The sequence below is a fragment of the Pseudoalteromonas sp. SCSIO 43201 genome, from assembly GCF_023716725.1.
GTDB classification, from domain to species: domain Bacteria; phylum Pseudomonadota; class Gammaproteobacteria; order Enterobacterales; family Alteromonadaceae; genus Pseudoalteromonas; species Pseudoalteromonas peptidolytica.
In genome coordinates this window covers 2938090-2959635 of sequence record NZ_CP072683.1, presented here as the reverse complement: position 1 = coordinate 2959635, position 21546 = coordinate 2938090, and the positions used below count along the sequence as shown (strand labels likewise).

Sequence of the window (21546 nt, the reverse complement as noted above, 5' to 3'; positions counted from 1 at the left end):
AGAAAAATAAGATAAGGCATATCATCTGTATCCAGTATTTAAGGAAAAAACAATGAAAGTGGAAAGTTATAAGATAATAAAAAAGCGGCTGAATGATGAAGGGGCATTTAAAATATCCAACAAAGTTGGTTTGATCACTGTCCTTGTCGAAGCGGTTTTTATTGCCGCCGTGCTGTGGGGACTGACAAAGGTTGAAGCGTTTTCGTTTGGCTTTTTTGTGCTGCAGCTATTACTCGGTTGGCTAATGTTTAGATCTTCGGTGCTTATTCATGAGTTTGGACATCGCACCGTGTTTACAAACAAACGTGTAAATGACTTTTTTGGTTTTGCTGTCAGTCCATTGGCCTTAATCCCATATACGTCGTGGGTGCATATTCATCAGGGCCATCATCGTTGGACTGGGTTTGCGGATAAAGATCCATCGTCAACTCAGTTGCGAAAAATTAAGAGTGTTTCAGCCGTTACATTACAGATGTTTAATGTGGTGTGGCGTCTATGGTTGCCGTTTCCTACTATTCAGTTCTTCTTTGCGGTTCTGTGGCTTAATCCATTGGTAGAATTTATGAACAAAAATTACAAACTGGCACTGAAGGCACTGTTTTCTGTCATCGTGATGCTAACACCTCACGTATTGGTGTGCATGTATGTTGGTGTTCAGACTTATTTTACTTTCATTACGATTGCGGCGCTAATCCACTTTTTCTTTTATGAAGCTGTAACTGCACCACCACATTCCGGTTTATATGTGCATAGTATGGCGACGCGAACTAAGCCGCTACGTGTATATGAACAGGATTCTGTTTCTCGCTCAAGTTCGATGAAACCCGGTTGGTTATCTTTGTATTCGATGTTCAATTTTAATTTACATGTCGAGCATCACTTATACCCATCTGTGCCATTTTATCGGTTATCAAAAGTGAGACAGCGTATTTTACAAGAGGACGATTCTGAGTATGTGGATGTACCTATGCTTGGGTTTATGGCTAAACTCAGGAAAAAGCATCCAGCAAGGACATTTATCGATACGCTCCCTCCTTTTAAAGAGGAGGATGCAAGGTAGGTAAAAGTAACAGTGTTCACTGATATTGTAGCGCATGGTACAGGCCATGCGCTATGTTGTGATAAGTGATTAAGTTTGACCCAATGAGTTTGTTTAATCTTCACCTCGTCCTTTGATTAACTAACTTCTTATCCAGCGTTCAGGTTAGTTAGCTTATTCTTCGACTAAAGAATAATTGCCAAATCGCCTAGCTCCGTGACTTGAAGTTTGACGCTTTTCAACTAATCTAAATCCACGTTAAAGTCGTATTAATTTCATAATTCCACTCGCATACTCAGTACGATTAATGTTAAAATCAGAGAAATATGTGAGGACTTTTATCACGACGCTGCTTTTTTGTTCGCGTTGAGCGGTGTTTTAAGGGGCTTTTGAGAACCCTAACCGGACTCATAACTTTCTGCTCTTTATATACCCAAAACTTGGTACAAACGAGGTGGCGCAGTGATGACTAAAGATATTTTCAGTTTCTTTCCGTTAATGTAATGCAAGTGCGTATGATCAACATAAAAAAAGGTCTGGATTTACCAATAGAGGGCGCACCTCAGCAAGTTATTCATGATGGCTCTGCCGTCAAACGAGTGGCTGTGCTAGGTGAAGAGTTCATTGGTATGCGTCCTACCATGCAAATTCGTGTGGATGACCAAGTCAAAAAAGGCCAAGTTCTTTTTGAAGACAAAAAGAACCCAGGCGTCAAGTTTACTGCGCCAGCTTCTGGTGTAGTTAAAGAAATCAACCGTGGTGCTAAGCGTGTTCTTCAATCAGTTGTTATTGAAGTTCAAGGCGACGAGCAAATCACTTTTGAGAAGTTTTCAGCTGCTGAATTAAGCAACTTAGACTCTGAAAAAGTGAAGGAAGTGCTAATCGAGTCTGGTCAATGGCCAGCACTTAGAGCGCGTCCATTCAGCCGTGTCGCTGTGCCGAGTGCAACACCTAGCTCGATCTTTGTGACAGCGACAGATACTAACCCGTTAGCAGCAGATCCTGCTGTTATTATCGCTGAAAACGTGGAAGCGTTTGAAGCCGGTCTAGCGGTAGTGTCACGTCTGACTGAAGGCAAAGTATTTGTGTGTAAGAAAGCCGGTGCCAACGTGCCAAGCTCTTCTATCTCACAAGTAGAAGTTCACGAGTTTTCAGGTGCTCACCCAGCAGGTAACGTGGGTACTCACATTCACTTCTTAGATTCTGTAGGCGCAAACAAGCAAGTTTGGCATCTTGGTTACCAAGACGTCATCGCGTTTGGTAAGTTGTTCCTGACAGGTGAAATCTATACAGATAGAGTGGTTGCGCTGGCAGGACCTCGTGTTAAAAATCCTCGCTTAGTAAAAACTCAAATTGGTGCGTCGCTAACAGATTTAGTTGCAGGCGAGCTTGAAGACGGTGATAACCGAGTCATTTCTGGCTCTGTGTTAGCTGGTAAAACAGCAACCGGCCCTCATGCTTACCTTGGCCGCTATCATAACCAAGTATCGGTACTACTTGAAGGTCGTGAAAAGGAACTATTTGGCTGGATTGCTCCAGGCAGTAACAAGTTCTCTGTAACACGTACTTTTATCGCGCATATGGCGCCTAGCCGTTTGTTTAAAATGACAACGTCTACAGGTGGCTCTAAGCGTGCGATGGTACCAATCGGTAACTATGAGCGTATTATGCCACTCGATATTTTGCCAACACTATTGCTACGTGACTTGGTTGCACGTGATTTAGATGGCGCGATTGCATTAGGTGCATTAGAGCTAGATGAAGAAGATTTAGCGCTATGTACATTTGTATGTCCGGGCAAATATGAGTACGGTTCAATCCTGCGTGATTGCCTTACTACTATCGAGAAGGAAGGTTAAAAATGGCCTTAAAGAAATTTTTAGAAGACATTGAACCTCACTTTGAACCTGGTGGTAAACACGAAAAGTGGTATGCCCTGTATGAAGCGGTGGCAACAATTTTCTATACGCCAGGTTACGTAAACAAAGGCGGAACTCACGTCCGTGATAACATCGACCTAAAACGTATTATGATTTTAGTGTGGATGGCGACATTCCCAGCGATGTTCTTTGGTATGTTTAACATCGGTCACCAAGCAGCAGTAGCGCTAGGTAACGGTTTTGAACTTGCAAATACATGGCAGGTTACTATTTTCCAATCACTTGGCGGTGTACTCACTGCTGATGCAGGTTGGGGTGCCAAGATGTTTTATGGTGCATGTTTCTTCTTACCCATATATGGTACTGTCTTTGCTGTCGGTGCTTTTTGGGAGATCCTATTTGCATCGGTTCGTAAGCACGAAGTTAACGAAGGTTTCTTCGTTACATCTGTTTTATTTGCACTTATCCTGCCAGCTACGATTCCGTTGTGGCAAGCTGCACTAGGTATTACATTTGGTGTTGTAGTTGCAAAAGAAATCTTTGGTGGCACGGGCCGTAACTTCTTAAACCCAGCGCTTGCAGGTCGTGCTTTCTTGTTCTTTGCATATCCAGCAGACATTTCAGGTGACACTGTATGGACAGCAGTTGACTCGTTCTCTGGCGCAACATACTTAGGTCAAGCAGTAGCAGGTTCGCTAGATTACAGTAACATGGAACTTTGGTGGAATGCGTTTTATGGCTTCATTCAAGGTTCAATGGGTGAGACATCTACACTTGCAATTATGATCGGTGGTTTGTTCTTGATCTATGTTCGTATCGCGTCATGGCGTATCGTTCTGGGTACATTCATCGGTATGGTTGTGATGTCATTCCTTCTTAATGCAATTGGTTCTGAAACTAACGCTGCATTTGCAATGCCTTGGCATTGGCACCTTGTACTTGGTGGTTTTGCATTTGGTATGTTCTTTATGGCAACAGACCCAGTATCTGCGTCATTTACAGACAAAGGTAAGTGGTTATACGGTGCACTTATTGGTGTAATGGTTGTACTTATCCGTGTTGTTAACCCTGCATACCCAGAAGGCATGATGTTAGCTATTCTATTCGCTAACTTATTTGCGCCTCTGTTCGACCACTTCGTAGTTCAATCTAATGTGAAGAGGAGATTGGCACGTGTCAACTAATAATGAATCAATGGGCAAAACGCTCGGCGTAGTTGTTGGCTTATGTCTAGTGTGTGCAATCGTTGTATCTTTTGCTTCTGTACAGCTTCGCCCTATGCAGCAAGCTAACAAAAACGAAGATATTCAGCGCAACATACTTGCTGTTGCAGGTTTTGACAAAGTGAAAGATGTTTCTGAAGTATTTAATCAGAACATCGAAGCACGTGTTGTTAACCTTGAAAGCGGTGAGTTTGTTGAAGACGTACAACCTGAGTCTTTCGACTTTGAAGCGACCAAGTTTGACGCTAAGCGTAGCTACAAGCTGTCTAAAGAAGAAGACGTTGCAGGTATTCAGCGTATTACCTATAACTCACCAGTTTACTTTGCAAAAGACGACCAAGGTCAGCTATCTACTATTATTCTTCCAATCCAAGGCTACGGTCTGTGGGGGATTATGTATGGTTTCTTAGCTTTAGAACCGAATGGCGAGACAATCAAGTCTATTAACTTCTACAAGCATATGGAAACTCCAGGCCTAGGTGCGGAAATCCAAAATCCTAAGTGGACAGCACTTTGGGATGATAAAGAGCTTCCTATCGATGTAGTGAAAGGTAGTGCTGGCGGTAATGAGCACAAGATAGATGGTTTATCTGGTGCGACACTAACGTCGAACGGTGTTGATAATACTGTTGATTTTTGGACGAGCGACAAAGCGTTTGGTCCATTCCTTGCGAAAGTACGTAATGGAGCATTGAACTAATGGCTAATGCAAAAGAAATGAAGGAAGTCTTGTTTGGTCCTGTTTTTGCAAACAACCCGATTGCTCTGCAAGTTTTGGGTATTTGTTCTGCACTAGCAGTTACATCAAGCCTTAAAAATGCGCTTATCATGTCAATTGCATTGACATTAGTTTGTGCATTCTCAAGTTTATTCATCTCGATGATCCGTAATCACATTCCTTCGAGTGTGCGTATCATTGTACAAATGACGATCATTGCATCGCTAGTAATTGTAGTAGACCAAGTACTACAAGCGGTTGTGTATACCACAGCAAAAGAGCTATCGACCTTCATCGGCCTTATCATTACTAACTGTATCGTAATGGGTCGTGCAGAAGCTTATGCAATGAAGTCACCACCGGCTATGTCATTCCTTGACGGTATCGGTAATGGTTTAGGCTACTCTGTTGTACTATTAACTGTAGGCTTCATTCGTGAACTATTTGGTTCTGGTACGTTATTCGGTGTAGAAATCCTACCACTTATCTCTGAAGGTGGTTGGTACCAGCCTATGGGTCTACTAGTTATGCCATTCAGTTCATTCTTCATCGTAGGTGCTTTCATTTGGGCACTACGTACTTGGAAGAAAGAGCAAGTAGAAGCAAAGGCATAAGGGGAGAGAGATGGAACAATATATCAACTTATTCATAAAAGCGGTTTTCATTGAAAACTTAGCTTTATCTTTCTTCTTAGGTATGTGTACTTTCTTGGCAGTATCTAAGAAAGTAACGACGTCACTAGGCTTAGGGATCGCGGTAATCGTTGTACTTGGTATTTCAGTACCAGTGAACAACTTAGTTTATCACGCTGTACTAGCACCAGGCGCACTTGAATGGCTAGGTTTCCCTGAGGTAGACCTAAGCTTCTTACGCTTCTTGACGTTCATCGGTGTTATCGCAGCACTTGTTCAAATTCTAGAAATGACTCTGGACAAGTTTTTCCCTGCACTATACAACGCGCTTGGTATTTTCTTACCATTGATCACAGTAAACTGCGCGATTTTCGGTGCAGTATCATTCATGGTTGAACGTAACCTAAACTTTGGTGAATCAGTAGTTTATGGTCTAGGTTCTGGTGTGGGTTGGGCGCTTGCTATCGTGTTGTTAGCGGGTATTCGTGAGAAAATGAAATACGCAGATGTACCAGATGGTTTACGTGGCTTAGGTATTACCTTTGTTACTGTAGGTCTGATGGGCTTTGGCTTCATGTCATTCTCTGGTATTTCACTGTAAGGGTAGCGAGGAAACTATACGATGGAAACTATTGTATTAGGCGTAAGCATGTTCATCGCTATCGTTGTGATGTTGGTGCTTATCATCATTGCAGCGAAGTCTAAGCTTGTAGCAAGCGGTGACGTGACAATTGATATAAACGGCGATCCTGAAAAAGCGATTAAAACCCCAGCGGGCGGTAAGCTTCTAGGTGCGCTTGCAAACGCGGGGATTTTCGTATCATCTGCATGTGGTGGCGGTGGCTCATGTGGCCAATGTCGAGTACACATTAAAGAAGGTGGTGGCGATATCCTACCTACCGAGCTTGACCATATTTCTAAAGGTGAAGCGCGTGAAGGTTGCCGATTAGCGTGTCAGGTTAATGTTAAAACTGACATGGAAATCGAAGTTGAAGACTCAATCTTCGGTGTTAAAAAGTGGGAATGTACTGTTATCTCTAATGATAACAAAGCAACTTTCATCAAGGAGCTAAAGCTAGCTATTCCTGAAGGTGAAGTTGTACCTTTCCGTGCGGGTGGTTATATCCAAATTGAAGCCCCTGCTCACCACGTTAAATATGCAGACTACGATATTCCAGAAGAATACCGTTCAGATTGGGAGCGTTTTGGCTTTTTCAATCTAGAGTCTAAAGTTGACGAAGAAACGATCCGTGCATACTCAATGGCAAACTACCCAGAAGAGTTTGGTATTATTATGCTTAACGTGCGTATCGCTACTCCGCCACCAAATAACCTTACGCTACCATGTGGTAAAATGTCTTCGTACATTTGGTCACTTAAAGAAGGTGATAAGGTTATGATTTCTGGCCCATTCGGTGAGTTCTTTGCAAAAGAAACTGATGCAGAAATGGTATTCGTAGGTGGTGGTGCTGGTATGGCGCCAATGCGTTCACATATCTTCGACCAGCTTAAGCGTATCAACTCTAAGCGTAAGATTTCTTTCTGGTACGGTGCGCGCTCTAAGCGTGAAATGTTCTACGTAGAAGACTTTGACGGCTTAGCTGCTGACAACGACAACTTTGAATGGCATGTAGCACTTTCAGATCCTCAACCAGAGGATAACTGGGACGGCTATACAGGCTTCATCCACAATGTACTTCTTGAAAACTACTTGAAAGATCATGAAGCACCAGAAGATTGTGAGTTCTATATGTGTGGTCCTCCGATGATGAATGCGGCGGTTATCAACATGCTTAAAGACTTAGGTGTTGAAGACGAGAACATCCTACTTGATGACTTCGGTGGTTAATTAGGTTTTAGTCTGATAATGAACTTAAGATAAAATATAAGCCCTCAAACAACCTATTTTGTTTGAGGGCTTTTTTATTAAACTCAGGGAATTGTGATGAAGATAAGTGGTAATTTAATCTCTAAAATTTTTATAGTTTCGTTTTTTTTCTTTTTTCTAAGCGCCTGCCAAGAAAAACAGCAACCGCCAACTGAAATCGTGTTATCGGGTAAAACAATGGGAACTACCTATAATATCAAGGTATTTCCGGGCCAAAACAGCCTTTCTCAAGCACAGCTGCACGATGAAGTAGAGCAAGCGCTAAAAGCGGTAAATCAGTCTATGTCGACTTATATTCCTGACTCTGAGATAAATCAATTTAATGCGTTACCAGCTAATACTGTGATGCCAATTAGCGAAGACTTCCGCACTGTGATCGAAGAATCAATTCGGTTAGGACAATCCACGGAAACATTAGATGTAACTATGGGGCCCTTAATTGACTTATGGGGATTTGGGCCCGATAAAAGGCCAACTAAACGTCCATCACAGCTGGCACTTGATGATATGCGCTCACGCATTGGTATAGATAAGCTTGCCCTTACCGATGCTGGGTTAGCAAAGACTATCCCTGGACTAGAACTATCTTTTTCTGCCACGGCTAAGGGTTATGGCATTGATAAAGTCGCGACAGTCATTGAAAGTCACGATATTCACGATTATATGGTGGAAATTGGTGGAGAGCTGCGTGTATCAGGTAAGAAGCCGGACGGTAATTGGCGTATTGCGATAGAAAAGCCAGATGCGCCTGTTGGTCAACGTCAAATTCATCGTGTAATCGAACCTGGCAAAAATGGTATTGCGACCTCGGGAGATTATCGTATTTTTTATGAAATGGATGGCGAAACTTTCACTCACTTAATTGATCCTATGACTGGTCGCCCTGTAAAGCATGAGCTGGTATCGGTGACAGTGCTACATCCTTCTGCAATGGTTGCTGATGGTCTCGCGACAGCGTTAACGGTGATGGGAACTGAGCGTGCGAAAGCTTATGCTCAGCAACATCAGTTGCCTGTTTATCTTATGTATAAGAGTGCAGAGGGGATAAAGACGTATGCAAGTGACGAGTTCAAACCTTACCTGAACTAATACCAATTTGACTTAATACTTGCTCAATTTGAAGGAGTAAATCTGACGCTAACAGCTTTTAAAATTTTTTATTTAGAACAACTAAATAGCAAAATTTTTGCCTTGCCTACACGGATGTAGGTACCTTGGCGATAGCAGGACGCGGAAGCGGTGTTATCGACAAGATTTTCTCGCCTCAAAATAGACCACTTAATGAAATTGGTATAATAATTATTCTGGGATGATTTACTGCTTTATATGAAAGGGTTAACTTCAGGTGTTAAATCGATAAAAAGGGTGTAGTATAATTATCGAACACCCTTTAAAACTTTACACTGTATCAAGGAGGTACATTGCAGTGATGAAAATAGTATTACTGGGGGCTACACTGATTGCCATGCCAAGTTTCGCGTTGGCAAATGAAGGTACACATGTTGATCCAGACAGCAGCAAAAAAGATGTGGTAAAAACTTATGATAGTAAACAATATTGCTATTATGCTGACTTAGAATATTCGAAAGGTGCGGTTATGGAACAAGACTCGACCATGAAAGTGTGTGCAGTTGGCCCTGAAGGCAATTTGATTTGGATAGATCAATAATTGATAAAAGTAAAAGCCGCGCAAGCGGCTTTTTAGTGCCTGAATACCTGCTTTGATGTAAAAGCGATAGCTATAAACTTGCCCTAATATCCATAATTTAATTGTTAGTGGCGTCGTGAAAGCGTATAATTTGTGCGTCGTCACTCATATCATGTAGCAATAAAAAGGGGCTAGATAATGTCTTTATTCCTCCTTACTTTCGGTTTACTCATGCTTATCGCTGTTGCGATGGCAGTAGGCGTTATCGTACAAAAAAAATCAATGGCTAGTAGCTGTGGTGGTTTAGGTTCAATGGGCATTGACAAAATTTGTGATTGCGACGATCCATGTGATAAACGCAAAAAGCGGTTGGCAAAAGAAGAAATGTGGAAAGAAAACCAGATCCTTTGAGCCACAGAATGATATTCACTAAAAACGCAGGCCTAGCTTGCGTTTTTGCATTTTGGGCAACAGATTCATTTTAATACCAATTAGCCTTAATACTTGCTCAATTTGAAGGAGTAAATCTGACGCTAACTGCGTTGCATTCATTTCCAATAGCCAGCTATAGGAGCGTAAATTCGCCTTGCCTAAAGGGTGCTGATACGTCGGCGTGAGCACCACGCGGGAGCGGTGTTATCGATAATATTTTCTCGCCTCAACATAGACCACTTAATTAAGGTAATAAGTATCAGTCGAGGATAGGTGTTCCTTATGTAGGTGTCATTAAAGTCGATGTATTTTACAACATCAATTAAAGCGCTCGGGCAAAAGTTGTATTTTAGACGTCTAGACTTCATAATAATGCACATTTCGTAATAGGCAGATATTGGGAATGAGGTGTGAGTCCTCAACTGTCCCCGCAACTGTAAGTGCTGGAGTGTATCTCTTGCATAAGTCAGATACCAAGGTCTATTTATTTAATCTGAGGGTTGGATAAGAGCAAGATTATCCAAAGTTCAGGTTGTTTACTTAAGCGGGCAGACTTAAGTCAAAGCAGTCGCCTATGCTACAAGCGACTGCTTTGCCATGCCCAATCAGAGGTGCTATGGCAGTCACACCGCAGTTTCAAGTTGATAAACTTAGCGTACAGCTTGGTGGCAAAGCTATCTTGAAAGCGCTTAGCTTCACGATTAATCCAGGCGAATTTATTGGTTTGCTCGGGCCGAATGGAGCTGGAAAGTCGACCTTGCTGCGCACATTATATCAATACATATCGCCAAGCTCAGGGCAGTTACTCTTCAATGGCAATCCTCTTAACGGCTATGGGCGCAAGGCCTACGCAAGAAATGTCGCGGTGGTGCTACAAGATATTCCCGTTGAGTTTAATCTACCACTATTTGATATGGTGTTGATGGGATTAACCCCTAACAAATCATTGCTAGCAACCATTACTGCTGCTGAAAAGCAAACTATATTCCGGGCCATAGAGCAGGTTGGATTAAGTCACAAGTGTGAGCAATGTTACAGTTCGTTATCAGGTGGGGAGAAGCAAAGGGCGATGATCGCTCGTGCTATGGTTCAGGCGCCGCAAGTATTGATAATGGATGAACCTACTAGCCATTTGGATATTAAATATCAAATTCAAATTATGGAGCTAGCTAAACAGCTTGGTGTAACTATCATCGCGTCTTTTCATGATTTAAATTTAGCCAGCGCCTTGTGTGATCGGTTATTAATATTGAGCAATGGCGAGCTTGTTGCAGATGGTGCGCCACTTGAAGTCATTAATGAAGCGCTGTTAAGCCAAGTTTTTGGAGTGTGTGCGGAGGTTTATACTGTCCGCCACCCGCCAAATAATAGTGAGATCCCGCATATACGCTTTCATTATGGGTATCAGCTATGATAGCAGCAAAGCGAGTCTGGTTGAGCTCACTGTTACTGTTGAGTTTGTGTTGCTTCAGTATGTTGATGGCACTAAAGATAGGTGCAATTGATTTATCTTGGCATCTTGTTATTCAAGCGATTATTAATTTTGATCCCAATGTAATTCAACAGCGTGTCGTGGTTGAACTTCGCTTACCAAGAACGCTTTTGGCAATGAGTGCGGGAGCGGGATTGGCAATCGCTGGGCTTATATTGCAAACCGTAACGCGCAATCCACTTGCCGATCCTTATTTATTTGGGATTTCTTCAGGTGCATCGTTTGGTGTAGTGGTACTTATCACGTTGTTCGGTGCGCAGTCTGGCTTCGCAATGTCTGGGGCTGCATTTATTGGAAGCGTGCTATCAATTTTGTTGCTGTTATTCGTGGCAAAGCGTAATGCACTGCAGCAAGTGGAAACCATGTTGTTAGCCGGCGTTGCACTTTCTTTTCTATTCAGTGCATTTACCAGTTTGCTGCTTTATTGGAGTGACCCACAAGCGATTAGTGCAATCTTATTTTGGAATCTTGGCTCGTTTGCAAGGGCTAGCTGTCAATGGCTCTGGTTTGTGTGCTTGGTGGTAATACTGAGTTTTATTATGCTTTTAATCATGCGCCGCCCGCTCAATGCGCTGTTACTCGGAGATGAGAGTGCCACTACGCTTGGTGTGAACGTAGGACGAGTACGAATAGGTATGTTGTTGTTAAGTTCTTTGCTCACCGCAGTACTTGTCGCTGCGTGTGGCGGAGTCGGATTTGTTGGTTTAATGATCCCACACATCGTGCGCTTTTTTATCTCGCAGGCAAAGGTCAGTGGAGTGGTTGCCACCGCGCTTTGTGGCGCACTTTTAATGCTCTGGGTGGACGTGTTGTCACGCACACTTATTGACAATCAGGAACTTCCCGTTGGAGTGATCACCGCAGCCATTGGCAGCGTGTTCTTTTTAGTATTGCTTATTGTCAAAAATCGCCGCTCTGCTGGAATAGGAGGAAGTCGTGGTTAAACCGTTAGCCACTCTTATAAATGTGCATATTCAACAGCTTATTGACTTAAAAGCCAAACCGTTAGGCGCCTTTGGTAAATTTAAATCCTTGACTGTGCAGCTAGTGCAGATCCTGTCACCAAGGCAAACCCAGTTACAGTTGACGCACTTAGCGATAACGCTCCCAGCTCTGTTTATTATTGCAGGCGTATCACAATGCTTAAGAGGTGAAGGAGCATGAAGACCTTAATGGTGCAGGGCACTACGTCGGATGCGGGTAAAAGTACACTGGTTGCAGGACTTTGCCGTGTGCTACAGCGTAAGGGGTTATCGGTTGCGCCTTTTAAGCCGCAAAATATGGCACTAAATAGTGCTGTCACACCTTGCGGCGGTGAAATTGGTCGGGCACAAGCACTGCAAGCTGAGGCTGCAAAAGTCCCACTATCCACAGACTTTAATCCTATTTTACTTAAGCCAAATTCAGACACTGGTGCACAAGTTATTATTCACGGGAAAGCCATTAGTAATATGGAAGCAGCTGCTTATCATGATTACAAAAAGGTAGCGATGGAGGCTGTACTTTCCTCACATCAGCGCCTCAGCGACCAATTTGAGCTGTGCATAGTGGAAGGGGCGGGGAGCCCTGCTGAGATCAATCTGCGTGAAAATGACATTGCCAATATGGGGTTTGCCTGTGAGGTGGCGTGCCCCGTGATCATTATCGCTGATATCGACAAAGGCGGGGTATTCGCACATTTGGTTGGCACACTTGCGCTATTAAGTGACTATGAACAAAGCTTGGTTAAAGGGTTTGTGATCAATCGCTTCCGTGGTGATATTGCGTTATTGCAATCAGGACTTGACTGGCTTGAGCAAAAAACGGGTAAGCCTGTACTTGGGGTATTGCCCTATTTGCATGGCTTAGCGCTCGATGCAGAAGATGCGGTGACGGTAGACAATATCTGTGAACGGGGATCGTTAAGCGTTAGGGTTTTACTATTTCCTCATATTAGCAATCACACCGACTTTGACACCTTGCGCTTAAACCCTGAAGTGGATTTGCGTTATGTGCGCTATCAAGAATCTATCGGCCCTTGTGATTTAATCATACTGCCTGGTAGTAAAAATGTGTTGAGTGATTTAGCTTTCTTACGCAAACAAGGTTGGGCGGAAGAAATCAAACGGCACCTGAGGTACGGTGGTAAGGTACTAGGTGTGTGCGGCGGTTTGCAAATGTTAGGTAAGTTCATTAGAGATCCAAATGCGGTGGAATCTACACTTGGTGAAGTCGCTGGGCTTGGTCTGGCTGACTTTGAGACTACACTCTCAGAGCAAAAAGTACTGACGCAAGTGTCTGGCATTTGCCAATTAGATGAGCAAAGTGCTGAAATGTGTGGTTACGAGATCCATGCCGGGATTTCTTCTGGAGCGGCGCTAGAGATGCCACTCCTACTATTTAACACACATCCAAATAACAGTGTGAAAGATGGTTTTATCTCTCGAGATAATCAAATTGCAGGCACCTATTTACATGGTTTATTTGATACGGTTGCCGCGACACAGGCTATCTTGTCTTGGGTAGGTAGTAAGCAAGCAGGTACTGCCGCGATTGATTTAGCGAAGCACAGAGAACTGCAAATTACGCGTCTTGCCGACAGCTGTGAAGCACATTTAGATTGGCAAAAATTGATGAAAATAATTGAGGAATAACATGAGCGGACAACAAGATAAGCATCAGCAACGACAGCAAAAAGTAAAACAACAAGTCGATGAAAAAATCGCTGCTGCCCAGCAAGAGCAGGGCATTTTGCAAGTGATCACAGGTAACGGTAAAGGTAAGTCAACATCTGGTTTTGGCACCGTTGCGCGTTGTGTCGGTCATGGTATGAATGCTGCGGTTGTGCAGTTTATCAAAGGAACTTGGGAGTGTGGAGAGCGCAACTTGCTCGAAAAAGTCGATGTGTCATTTGCGGTCATGAAAACGGGTTTCACATGGGAAACGCAAAACCGTGAAACCGATACTGCTGCCGCGCAGGCGACATGGCAGCAAGCAAAAGTATGGCTACAAGATGAAAGCATCGACTTGGTATTGCTCGATGAAATTACCTATATGTTGAGCTATGACTATCTAGATTTGGATGAAGTCATAACGGTGCTAGAAAATCGCCCAACTATGCAGTCAGTGATTGTAACTGGACGCGGAGCACATCGACGTCTGACCGAGCTTGCAGATACTGTGAGTGAAGTGCGCAACGTGAAGCATGCCTTTGACGCAGGTATTAAAGCGCAAAAGGGGTTTGACTACTGATGCTAAAGCTCACTTTTTCTATTGTTTTAGCTTTTGCCTTTAGTGTTAGCGCTAAGCCTGCAGAGCGGATCATCGCCCTTGCCCCTCATATTGTCGAAAATCTTTATGCAATAGGCGCTGGGGAGCGGATTGTAGGCACGGTCGCCTATGCGGATTATCCAGAAGCAGCCAAGCAACTGCCTCAGATAGGCGATTATCAGGGCATTTCGGTTGAAAAAATTTTGGCACTTAAGCCTGATCTTATCATTGCATGGAAAAACGCAAGTCACGCTCCCATGCTTGAAAAGCTCGAGAGTTTTGGCGTTGATGTGATCTATAGCGAAGCAAAATATTTAGATAAATTACCCGATGAGTTGCTACGCTTTGGTAAAATTACTGGGCTTGGATCTCAAGCACAACAACAGGCTGATTTGTTTACTAAGCGTTTAGATGAGCTAAAAGCTCAGTATGAACAAAGTGCTAGCTTAGCTGTATTTTATCAATTGTGGCCATCACCGCTGATGACCGTGGGGGGAAAAAGTTGGTTACAGCAAGTCTTTAACGTGTGTAATGTGAAAAATGTTTTTGCCGACGCCACCACAGACTATCCGCAAATTAGCATTGAGAACGTTTTGTTGAAATCACCACAAGTGATTGTGATCCCCAAAGAAAAGAGTGAGCAAGACAGAGAGTCGATTAAATGGCAGCAATGGCCTTCTGTCCCTGCGGTAAAGCACAAGCAATACATATCTGTTGATGCTGATCTGCTCCATCGTTATAGCTATCGTATGCTCGAGGGAATATCGGATTTATGTGGTAAACTTAACGTCTCTCGAGCGCATTATAAAACGATGAAGGTAGAACATGACAACGTGGAGTGACGTACTAGGTCAAGAAAAACAACAAGAGTACTTTAAACAAACCATGGAGTACGTGGCAGAGCGTCGGGCACAAGGTGTCAACGTATTTCCGCCACAAGAGCAAGTATTTGAGGCGTTTAAAGTCACTCCATTTGACCAAGTTAAAGTGGTAATTCTTGGGCAAGATCCTTACCATGGCCCCAACCAAGCTCACGGTTTATGTTTTTCTGTACTGCCGGGTATCAAGCCACCACCGTCATTAAATAATATGTATAAAGAGTTGCTGCAAGATATTGAGGGTTTTACCGTCCCCAATCATGGTTATCTAATTGACTGGGCGAAACAGGGGGTACTGCTGTTAAATACGGTTTTGACAGTAGAGCAAGGACAAGCTCACTCGCACAAAAGCCTCGGGTGGGAGCGCTTTACCGATGTAGTGATCGAGAAACTCAATGCCAACAGTGAAGGGATCATTTTTTTACTTTGGGGCTCACATGCACAAAAAAAAGGTAAAAACATAGACAAAAATCGTCACCATGTTTTACACGCACCTCATCCCTCACCGCTCTCTGCACATCGTGGTTTTTTTGGCTGTGGCCACTTCAGTAAAACAAATCAACTGCTGACACAAATGGGGAAGCAGCCAATCGATTGGCGACTGGCTGAACTATAATAATAAAAACCAAAAAGAGCGCCGTGAAGGGCGCTCTTTTTAGCTTAAATCAAATTCGTCTAAATCAACACTGTCTGCGAAAATATCTAGTTCCTGTAGTTCTTTGCGTAGTCGCTGTTTATCTTTAAGCGCTTCAATCTCGCGCCATTTTCGTTTTTTGCCCTTAGATGAAGTTTTTTTCTTAGCCTCTGGACTTTCTAATAGTTCTAATAACTCGTCTAGGGTATCCATGAAAATCTCCTATTGATAAAAACAACCTAAAGTGGCACTTGTTTTGGCTTCGATGAGCACGACAACTGCAATGACACCGTTGATTTTTCACACTATATGGTAAGCCTCAGGGGAGGAACCGTTAAAAGTCTGATAGTTAAAGTACGCTACAAGCAACCCCATGTTGCTCGCTTTTTATACCAAAACCGGAATGTAGCGGTATCAATTTTCACTTCAAGTGATATTGATATACCACAGTCGGAACAAAAATAAAACACAATTGTGTCTTTTGGGTTAAAAGCAAGTGACAGTTTGATGAAAGTCAAAAAGGCGTAGAGGAGGCTCTTAACGCAGAGTGTGGAGCAGGATTTAAAGTTATAAAAAAACGCCGCATAATGCGACGTTTTGATGCTGAATTTAGTTTGCTAAATGCGTTATAGAGCCTTAAAGCGAGCTACAAGCGTTTCTTGCGCATCTGCAAATGAGCGAATGCCTTCAGCGAGCTTTTCAGTCGCCATTGCATCTTGATTATGCAACCAGCGGAATTCATTTTCTGTCAGTGCGGCTGGTTTTTCCTGTGGCTCAAAGTCAGCTGCAAGCAAGTACTCGTCGTTTGCCGGCATTGCAGCAAGCTCTTCTAGTAAAGCTGGGCTAATCGTTAACTTATCACAACCCGTTAGGGCTAAGATTTCTCCAGTATTTCTGAAGCTTGCGCCCATAACTACGGTTTTATAACCATGTTGCTTATAAAACTCAAAAATACTACGAACAGATTGTACGCCAGGATCTTGTAGTGGGTCTGTTGGCTTTTCTAGGCCATTGGCGACGTGCCAATCCAAAATACGACCGACAAATGGTGAGATTAAGAACACATTAGCATCGGCACAGGCACGCGCTTGTGCTTCACTAAATAATAGTGTTAAGTTGCACTTAATCCCTTCTTTCTCAAGGGCTTCAGCAGCTTTGATGCCTTCCCAAGTTGACGCTATTTTGATCAAGATTTTGTCTTTGCTCACGCCTTGTGCTTCATACAGGCTTAGTAGTGTTTTGGCTTTTGCGATAGTCGCTTCGGTATCAAAAGATAAACGTGCGTCTACTTCGGTCGAGATATAGCCTGGCACAGAGTTGGCGATTTCTTTACCAATCACTACAGCAAAATAGTCACAAGCAAGCTCTAGCTGCTTGTCAGCATCACTTTCATTGGCTTTGGCATAATCCCAAGCTTCTGTTAGATAAGGCTGATAAGCAGGCGTCTCAGCCGCTTTAAGTAAAAGAGAAGGGTTTGTTGTTGCATCCTCAGGCTGTAGCTTGCGGATAGCTTCAATGTCACCGGTGTCAGCGACGATTGATGAATGTTGTTTTAGCCTATCTAATGCTGAAGTCATGTGTTCCTCATTCCAATTTTGATAACAGCGAAGTGATATTAGACGCCTTATGTTGCAACACCATTAAATAGCTGGATAGGTCATATGTCCGTATTAGGTGACATATCACTCTTGTGATTTAAGGTTATTGTTATATAAGGTCGAGTTGTAAAGCGAAGCCACGAATAGCTTAAGCCCTCGTACAAAGTGGACAAACACTTGAAGTTACGTAGGGATAGTGTTGAAATTGACATTAATTAATAGCTAAGTCAATAGGCAAACTATGATCACCGTTATCTCTCCAGCGAAAAACCTAGACTACGAAACTCCAGCGCCAATTAACACATATACGCAGCCAGAGTTGCTAGCGCATAGTGAATTATTAATCGATGTTTGTCGTGACCTGACACCGCAGCAGATCTCAAGCTTGATGAAAATCAGTGATAAGCTAGCGGGACTAAATGCAGCGAGGTTTGCCGAGTGGTCACCTCCTTTTAATGAGAGTAATGCTAAGCAAGCTATCTTTGCCTTTAATGGTGATGTGTACGTTGGTTTAGAAGCACAAAGCTTAAATGAAGCCGATTTAGATTACGCGCAAAGTCATTTACGTATTTTGTCGGGGTTATACGGCATTTTAAAACCACTTGACTTGATGCAAGCTTATCGTTTAGAAATGGGGACAAAGTTAAGTAATTCTCGTGGCAAAAATCTCTATGAATTTTGGGGTAGTGTTATTGCTGAGCAGTTAAATGAGGTATTGGCATCAGCACAAACACGTTACTTGGTGAACTTAGCTTCTAATGAGTACTTTAAAGCAGTTGATAAAAAAGCCTTTAATGGAGAGATTATTACTCCTGTCTTTAAAGACTGTAAAAATGGTCAATACAAAGTCATTAGTTTTTATGCGAAGAAAGCACGAGGCATGATGGCTAGGTACATGATTGAAAATAAGGTGTCGGACTTGGACAGCTTAAAAGCGTTTAATCATGCAGGGTACTATTTTAGCGAAGAAGCGACGCAAAAAGTACAAGAGCCGGTATTTTTGAGGGCTGAACAATGACAATAAAAATGATGTTAGCAACCGTGTTTACTGCGGTTTTTATTAGTGGATGCAGTGGCAATTTTACAACCAAAGTGAGTAATGTCCCTGTTGATTGCGACAGTGACTCACGTTCGTGCGCCCAACGTTGTCATCAAGACTACTCTGATCCTATGCAAGTTCAAGCCTGCCAGGATCGTTGTTTTGTACAACAAAACCAGTGCAATGTTGATAGGCCTAATGAGGATACATGGGAGATTTCGAGCGAAAACCCTACTTATCCAGTGTCATTCTAAAAGTCCTATGGTATGAGAGTCCCCCTGACATTCAGGGTGACCCTCAAAGCGCTTAACCTAGTTAACGTCAGTTTGACTAGAATAGAGCAAGGCTAATTATGCCCCTTTTGGTAAGCTCATGTAAGCGCGAACAACCTTATCTCTAAAAACAATATCCGCTGCTTTCTCGGTATCTCTGTACTTTTTGCAGTATGCTTGCGGACTTCCCGTTTTTAATAGCAACTCGTCGGGTTCATGCAGCGTGAGTAGGGTGTTTTGCCAGCGAGAGACTATGGATTCAGTGGGCTCTGGTAGCTGCTTAAGAATATCTTCAGATAACAAAAACTGGCTCTCGGTTGCGACCTTTATCATGTCATCATTGGCAGCTGCTAACCATGTAGCACCTTGTTCATTTACACAGATCAGCGGTAAATATGGGGCAATAGCAGGAAAAGCAGTGTTTCTATATATATCAACTTGCCAGTAAGACCTGGCAATTTTTACAAACTGTTCAAAGTGCGAGATGGCAGTAAAACCTGACTGAGAAATTGGCTTAATTTCTACCCTTGGCTTATTGGCATTTACAGTATCATTTGCAGTGTCAATATACCAATCACCAACTAGTATGGCATTTTGGAAATATTCATCGCGTAATGACCCCCACACTTTTTTTAGTTCAGTACGTTTTGTGCGCATATAATTTTTGAGTATGGCTAAACGTTGAGTGTTTGACTTAAACTCAGCTGTAATGAGTGTAAACATTTCATCGCGGATCTCTAGGCAACGCCCTAGTGGATAAGGTTTACCAGCAAAATGGGGAAATTTAGGTGCCAGATTAATGTCTGCTTGAAGTCTTAAATTTGCTAATGTATCGGTGAGTATCTCAATATCCTGTTGATCCAAAAGAACGCCTTTATGGTTATTACAGATAATACAAGTATAACCATAATGAAACCATTTACTACAAACTAAGGTCTGTTAACCTTTGTGGTCTAGCTTTTGTTCTCTGGAGTATTTTGGTGATAATAAGGCGAATTCTCTTCCAATAGCTGGCTATTGGAAGAGAATTCCGAGCAGTTAGTACTAAACCTGGTAGTTAGAAAGGCGTTAATTATCCGACGCACGGATTATTTTTATCGACAAGATAAATAGTATTAATCATCTATAGATGGTATGAGGCAGAGCGTGCTGATGATGCTCTGCCTGCTTGGTCTTATACTTTAAAGCGCTCAACGATGTCACTGAGCTCATGACTAGCACGGGTTAATTGCTCACTGGTTTTATTCAACGAGTGAGTGGTATCGAGAGAGTGATGAGTTGAGTCTGAAAGTTGTGCAATTCGCTCATTGACCTCTTGTGCTGCAAGGCTTTGTTCATCAGTGGCTTTGGCAATATGCGTATTCATATCAGAAATATCATCAATAAGTTTTTCAATTTCCGTTAAGGCGGTATCGGCTAATTGCACTTGCTCTACGGTTTGCTCTGAGATCTGCTGACTAATTTTTACCGCTGCGACGGCTTGCTGTGCTTCTTTTTGCAGACGTTCAATCATGTTGTGGATCTCATCCGTGCTCTGTCCTGTACGACTGGCCAGCGTGCGTACTTCATCAGCGACAACAGCAAATCCGCGCCCTTGTTCGCCAGCTCGTGCGGCTTCTATTGCAGCATTTAATGCAAGTAAATTGGTTTGCTCGGCAATGCCTCGGATCACATCCAGTACAGAGCCAATATGCTGACTTTCTTGATCTAAGCTAGAGGTTGTCATACTAACGGATTGGATCTGCTCTGATAGTTTTTTAATGGCGGCAATGGTTTGAGAAATTGTATGCTTACCTTTTTGACTATAATTGCGGGCATCGGTTGCTGAGTGCTCAGCTGTATCTGCATTATTGCTAATTTCTCGCACTTGCATGGTCATTTGTTCAGCAGCGGTAGCTACCTGGCGGCTGTTGTCATTTTGTGACTCGATGAATGCTAGATTTTCTTCACCTGCTGACTTTACCTGGTTGGCAAGTGTTTCTACTTCTTTTGCATTGTGCGCTACTGTGGCAATGGAGTGGCGCATTTTTTCGGTATAAAGGTTAAAATATTTTGCCAAAGCGGTTATTTCATCCTTACCACTTTCATTTAATGTTCGGGTAAGGTCTCCCTCTCCTTGAGCGATATCTTTCATCATGTCCTTTGCTTGATTGATAGGGTCAATAATACTTTTGCTAATTATGGCGCTGAAAGGGAATAATAAAATGATGAGGAGCGCTAACTCAATTAACAGGAGATTGCGAATATTTGCAAACTCTGCATCTATGGTATCAAGGTATACGCCGGAGCCTACGATCCACCCCCATGGTGTAAATGCTTTAACATACGAGATCTTTTCTACCGGAGCTTGTTTGCCTGGTTTTGGCCATAAATAAGGCACAAATCCTGAACCACTGGCTTTTGCAACATTCACCATTTCAACAAAAAGACGCTTACCATTAGGGTCTTTAGATTGGCTTAAGTCTTTGCCATTAAGCTCGGGTTTAAACGGGTGCATCACCATTTTGGGTTGGTAATCATTAATCCAAAAATAGTTGTCTCCCTCATAGCGCAATGCTGCAACGGCATCCAGTGCATTTAGTTTAGCCTGCGTTTCGGTTATCGCACCTGAAGCGTACTGTTGATGAAAGTAAGCAACTAAGCTGTACGCGTTTTCTACGAGACTTTGGGTTTTGTTATATTGTTGTTTTTCCAACGCTTCATACTGCTGGGTTAAACTGACAACACTTTGCAAAATAACACCGATAATAACCACAATGATTAATAATGCGAGCCGCTGAAAAATGGTGAGATGTCTTAAAAACTGCTTGGACATAATGTGATCCTTATGTCGTTCTTATTGTCGAAAGAATCTAGGCGCGAATACGTAAGTAACAAAACGTGCGTGGGGCTTACAGCTCAAGTACTCCAAGAGTGCAAACCTG

The 21546-nt window shown here is 42.8% G+C and carries 23 protein-coding genes and 1 riboswitch; of the genes, 19 read left to right on the top strand and 4 right to left on the bottom strand.

Translation table 11 applies throughout. The features are described from left to right. The first annotated feature begins 52 nt into the window (after positions 1–52). The 17 genes from J8Z24_RS12825 (at position 53) to ung (ending at position 15695) form a co-directional block, all read left to right on the top strand. A complete protein-coding gene (locus J8Z24_RS12825) occupies positions 53–1060 on the top strand; it encodes a fatty acid desaturase family protein (protein WP_128729717.1) in 1008 nt (335 codons plus the stop codon). 494 nt (positions 1061–1554) lie between these two features. Beyond that, positions 1555–2898: a Na(+)-translocating NADH-quinone reductase subunit A gene (locus J8Z24_RS12820; RefSeq protein WP_176031957.1), complete on the top strand. Its 1344-nt coding sequence runs from the start codon at positions 1555–1557 to the stop codon at positions 2896–2898. Positions 2899–2900: 2 nt separating this feature from the next. After that, positions 2901–4103, top strand: a complete 1203-nt coding sequence (locus tag J8Z24_RS12815) for an NADH:ubiquinone reductase (Na(+)-transporting) subunit B (RefSeq protein WP_125250930.1) — start codon at positions 2901–2903, stop codon at positions 4101–4103. Next, complete coding sequence (locus J8Z24_RS12810; RefSeq protein WP_125250929.1) at positions 4093–4842, top strand: Na(+)-translocating NADH-quinone reductase subunit C; 750 nt, start codon at positions 4093–4095, stop codon at positions 4840–4842. Before J8Z24_RS12815 ends, J8Z24_RS12810 begins: the two co-directional genes overlap by 11 nt. Continuing rightward, positions 4842–5474 (top strand): NADH:ubiquinone reductase (Na(+)-transporting) subunit D, encoded by a 633-nt coding sequence (locus J8Z24_RS12805; RefSeq protein WP_125250928.1) that lies wholly within the window; start codon positions 4842–4844, stop codon positions 5472–5474. Before J8Z24_RS12810 ends, J8Z24_RS12805 begins: the two co-directional genes overlap by 1 nt. 10 nt (positions 5475–5484) lie before the next feature. Then, positions 5485–6093: an NADH:ubiquinone reductase (Na(+)-transporting) subunit E gene (nqrE, locus tag J8Z24_RS12800; protein WP_088529916.1), complete on the top strand. Its 609-nt coding sequence runs from the start codon at positions 5485–5487 to the stop codon at positions 6091–6093. Between the two features lie 21 nt (positions 6094–6114). Beyond that, positions 6115–7341: an NADH:ubiquinone reductase (Na(+)-transporting) subunit F gene (gene nqrF, locus J8Z24_RS12795; protein ID WP_128729715.1), complete on the top strand. Its 1227-nt coding sequence runs from the start codon at positions 6115–6117 to the stop codon at positions 7339–7341. 96 nt (positions 7342–7437) lie between these two features. Then, on the top strand, positions 7438–8469 hold the full coding sequence (locus J8Z24_RS12790; RefSeq protein ID WP_176031956.1) for an FAD:protein FMN transferase: 1032 nt from the start codon (positions 7438–7440) through the stop codon (positions 8467–8469). Between the two features lie 340 nt (positions 8470–8809). Continuing rightward, the gene (locus J8Z24_RS12785) at positions 8810–9049 is read left to right on the top strand and encodes a DUF1496 domain-containing protein (protein WP_252095639.1); all 240 of its coding nucleotides are present in this window, start codon (positions 8810–8812) and stop codon (positions 9047–9049) included. A 177-nt stretch (positions 9050–9226) separates the two neighbouring features. After that, positions 9227–9439 (top strand): (Na+)-NQR maturation NqrM, encoded by a 213-nt coding sequence (nqrM, locus tag J8Z24_RS12780; protein ID WP_010372193.1) that lies wholly within the window; start codon positions 9227–9229, stop codon positions 9437–9439. 381 nt (positions 9440–9820) lie between these two features. Next, positions 9821–9956: riboswitch (cobalamin riboswitch) on the top strand. Between the two features lie 120 nt (positions 9957–10076). Beyond that, complete coding sequence (locus J8Z24_RS12775; protein WP_176032024.1) at positions 10077–10874, top strand: ABC transporter ATP-binding protein; 798 nt, start codon at positions 10077–10079, stop codon at positions 10872–10874. After that, a complete protein-coding gene (locus J8Z24_RS12770) occupies positions 10871–11896 on the top strand; it encodes a FecCD family ABC transporter permease (protein ID WP_176031954.1) in 1026 nt (341 codons plus the stop codon). Before J8Z24_RS12775 ends, J8Z24_RS12770 begins: the two co-directional genes overlap by 4 nt. After that, complete coding sequence (locus J8Z24_RS12765; protein WP_128731896.1) at positions 11889–12116, top strand: hypothetical protein; 228 nt, start codon at positions 11889–11891, stop codon at positions 12114–12116. The genes J8Z24_RS12770 and J8Z24_RS12765 overlap by 8 nt, the downstream gene beginning before the upstream one ends. Beyond that, positions 12113–13585 carry a cobyric acid synthase gene (locus J8Z24_RS12760; protein WP_252094793.1) on the top strand — a complete coding sequence of 491 codons (1473 nt, stop codon included), beginning with the start codon at positions 12113–12115 and terminating at the stop codon, positions 13583–13585. The genes J8Z24_RS12765 and J8Z24_RS12760 overlap by 4 nt, the downstream gene beginning before the upstream one ends. A 1-nt stretch (position 13586) precedes the next feature. Further along, positions 13587–14183 (top strand): cob(I)yrinic acid a,c-diamide adenosyltransferase, encoded by a 597-nt coding sequence (gene cobO / locus J8Z24_RS12755; protein WP_252094792.1) that lies wholly within the window; start codon positions 13587–13589, stop codon positions 14181–14183. Further along, positions 14183–15043, top strand: a complete 861-nt coding sequence (locus J8Z24_RS12750) for a cobalamin-binding protein (RefSeq protein WP_252094790.1) — start codon at positions 14183–14185, stop codon at positions 15041–15043. Before cobO ends, J8Z24_RS12750 begins: the two co-directional genes overlap by 1 nt. After that, positions 15027–15695, top strand: a complete 669-nt coding sequence (gene ung / locus J8Z24_RS12745; RefSeq protein WP_176031951.1) for a uracil-DNA glycosylase — start codon at positions 15027–15029, stop codon at positions 15693–15695. The genes J8Z24_RS12750 and ung overlap by 17 nt, the downstream gene beginning before the upstream one ends. A 39-nt stretch (positions 15696–15734) precedes the next feature. Here ung and J8Z24_RS12740 read toward each other — a convergent pair whose 3' ends face one another. Further along, a complete protein-coding gene (locus tag J8Z24_RS12740; protein ID WP_125250918.1) occupies positions 15735–15926 on the bottom strand; it encodes a DUF3545 family protein in 192 nt (63 codons plus the stop codon). A gap of 413 nt (positions 15927–16339) precedes the next feature. Continuing rightward, positions 16340–17290 (bottom strand): transaldolase, encoded by a 951-nt coding sequence (gene tal, locus J8Z24_RS12735; protein ID WP_125250917.1) that lies wholly within the window; start codon positions 17288–17290, stop codon positions 16340–16342. Between the two features lie 262 nt (positions 17291–17552). Here tal and yaaA point away from each other — a divergent pair, with 262 nt between their 5' ends. Both yaaA and J8Z24_RS12725 read left to right on the top strand, forming a co-directional pair. Further along, positions 17553–18329 carry a peroxide stress protein YaaA gene (yaaA, locus tag J8Z24_RS12730; protein ID WP_125250916.1) on the top strand — a complete coding sequence of 259 codons (777 nt, stop codon included), beginning with the start codon at positions 17553–17555 and terminating at the stop codon, positions 18327–18329. After that, positions 18326–18604 (top strand): hypothetical protein, encoded by a 279-nt coding sequence (locus J8Z24_RS12725; protein ID WP_125250915.1) that lies wholly within the window; start codon positions 18326–18328, stop codon positions 18602–18604. Before yaaA ends, J8Z24_RS12725 begins: the two co-directional genes overlap by 4 nt. 96 nt (positions 18605–18700) lie before the next feature. On the opposite strand, the gene J8Z24_RS12720 is transcribed toward J8Z24_RS12725, so the two are convergent. Both J8Z24_RS12720 and J8Z24_RS12715 read right to left on the bottom strand, forming a co-directional pair. Beyond that, complete coding sequence (locus J8Z24_RS12720) at positions 18701–19486, bottom strand: hypothetical protein (protein ID WP_147390370.1); 786 nt, start codon at positions 19484–19486, stop codon at positions 18701–18703. 310 nt (positions 19487–19796) lie between these two features. Then, positions 19797–21437 (bottom strand): methyl-accepting chemotaxis protein, encoded by a 1641-nt coding sequence (locus J8Z24_RS12715; RefSeq protein WP_147390369.1) that lies wholly within the window; start codon positions 21435–21437, stop codon positions 19797–19799. Between the last annotated feature and the right edge of the window lie 109 nt (positions 21438–21546).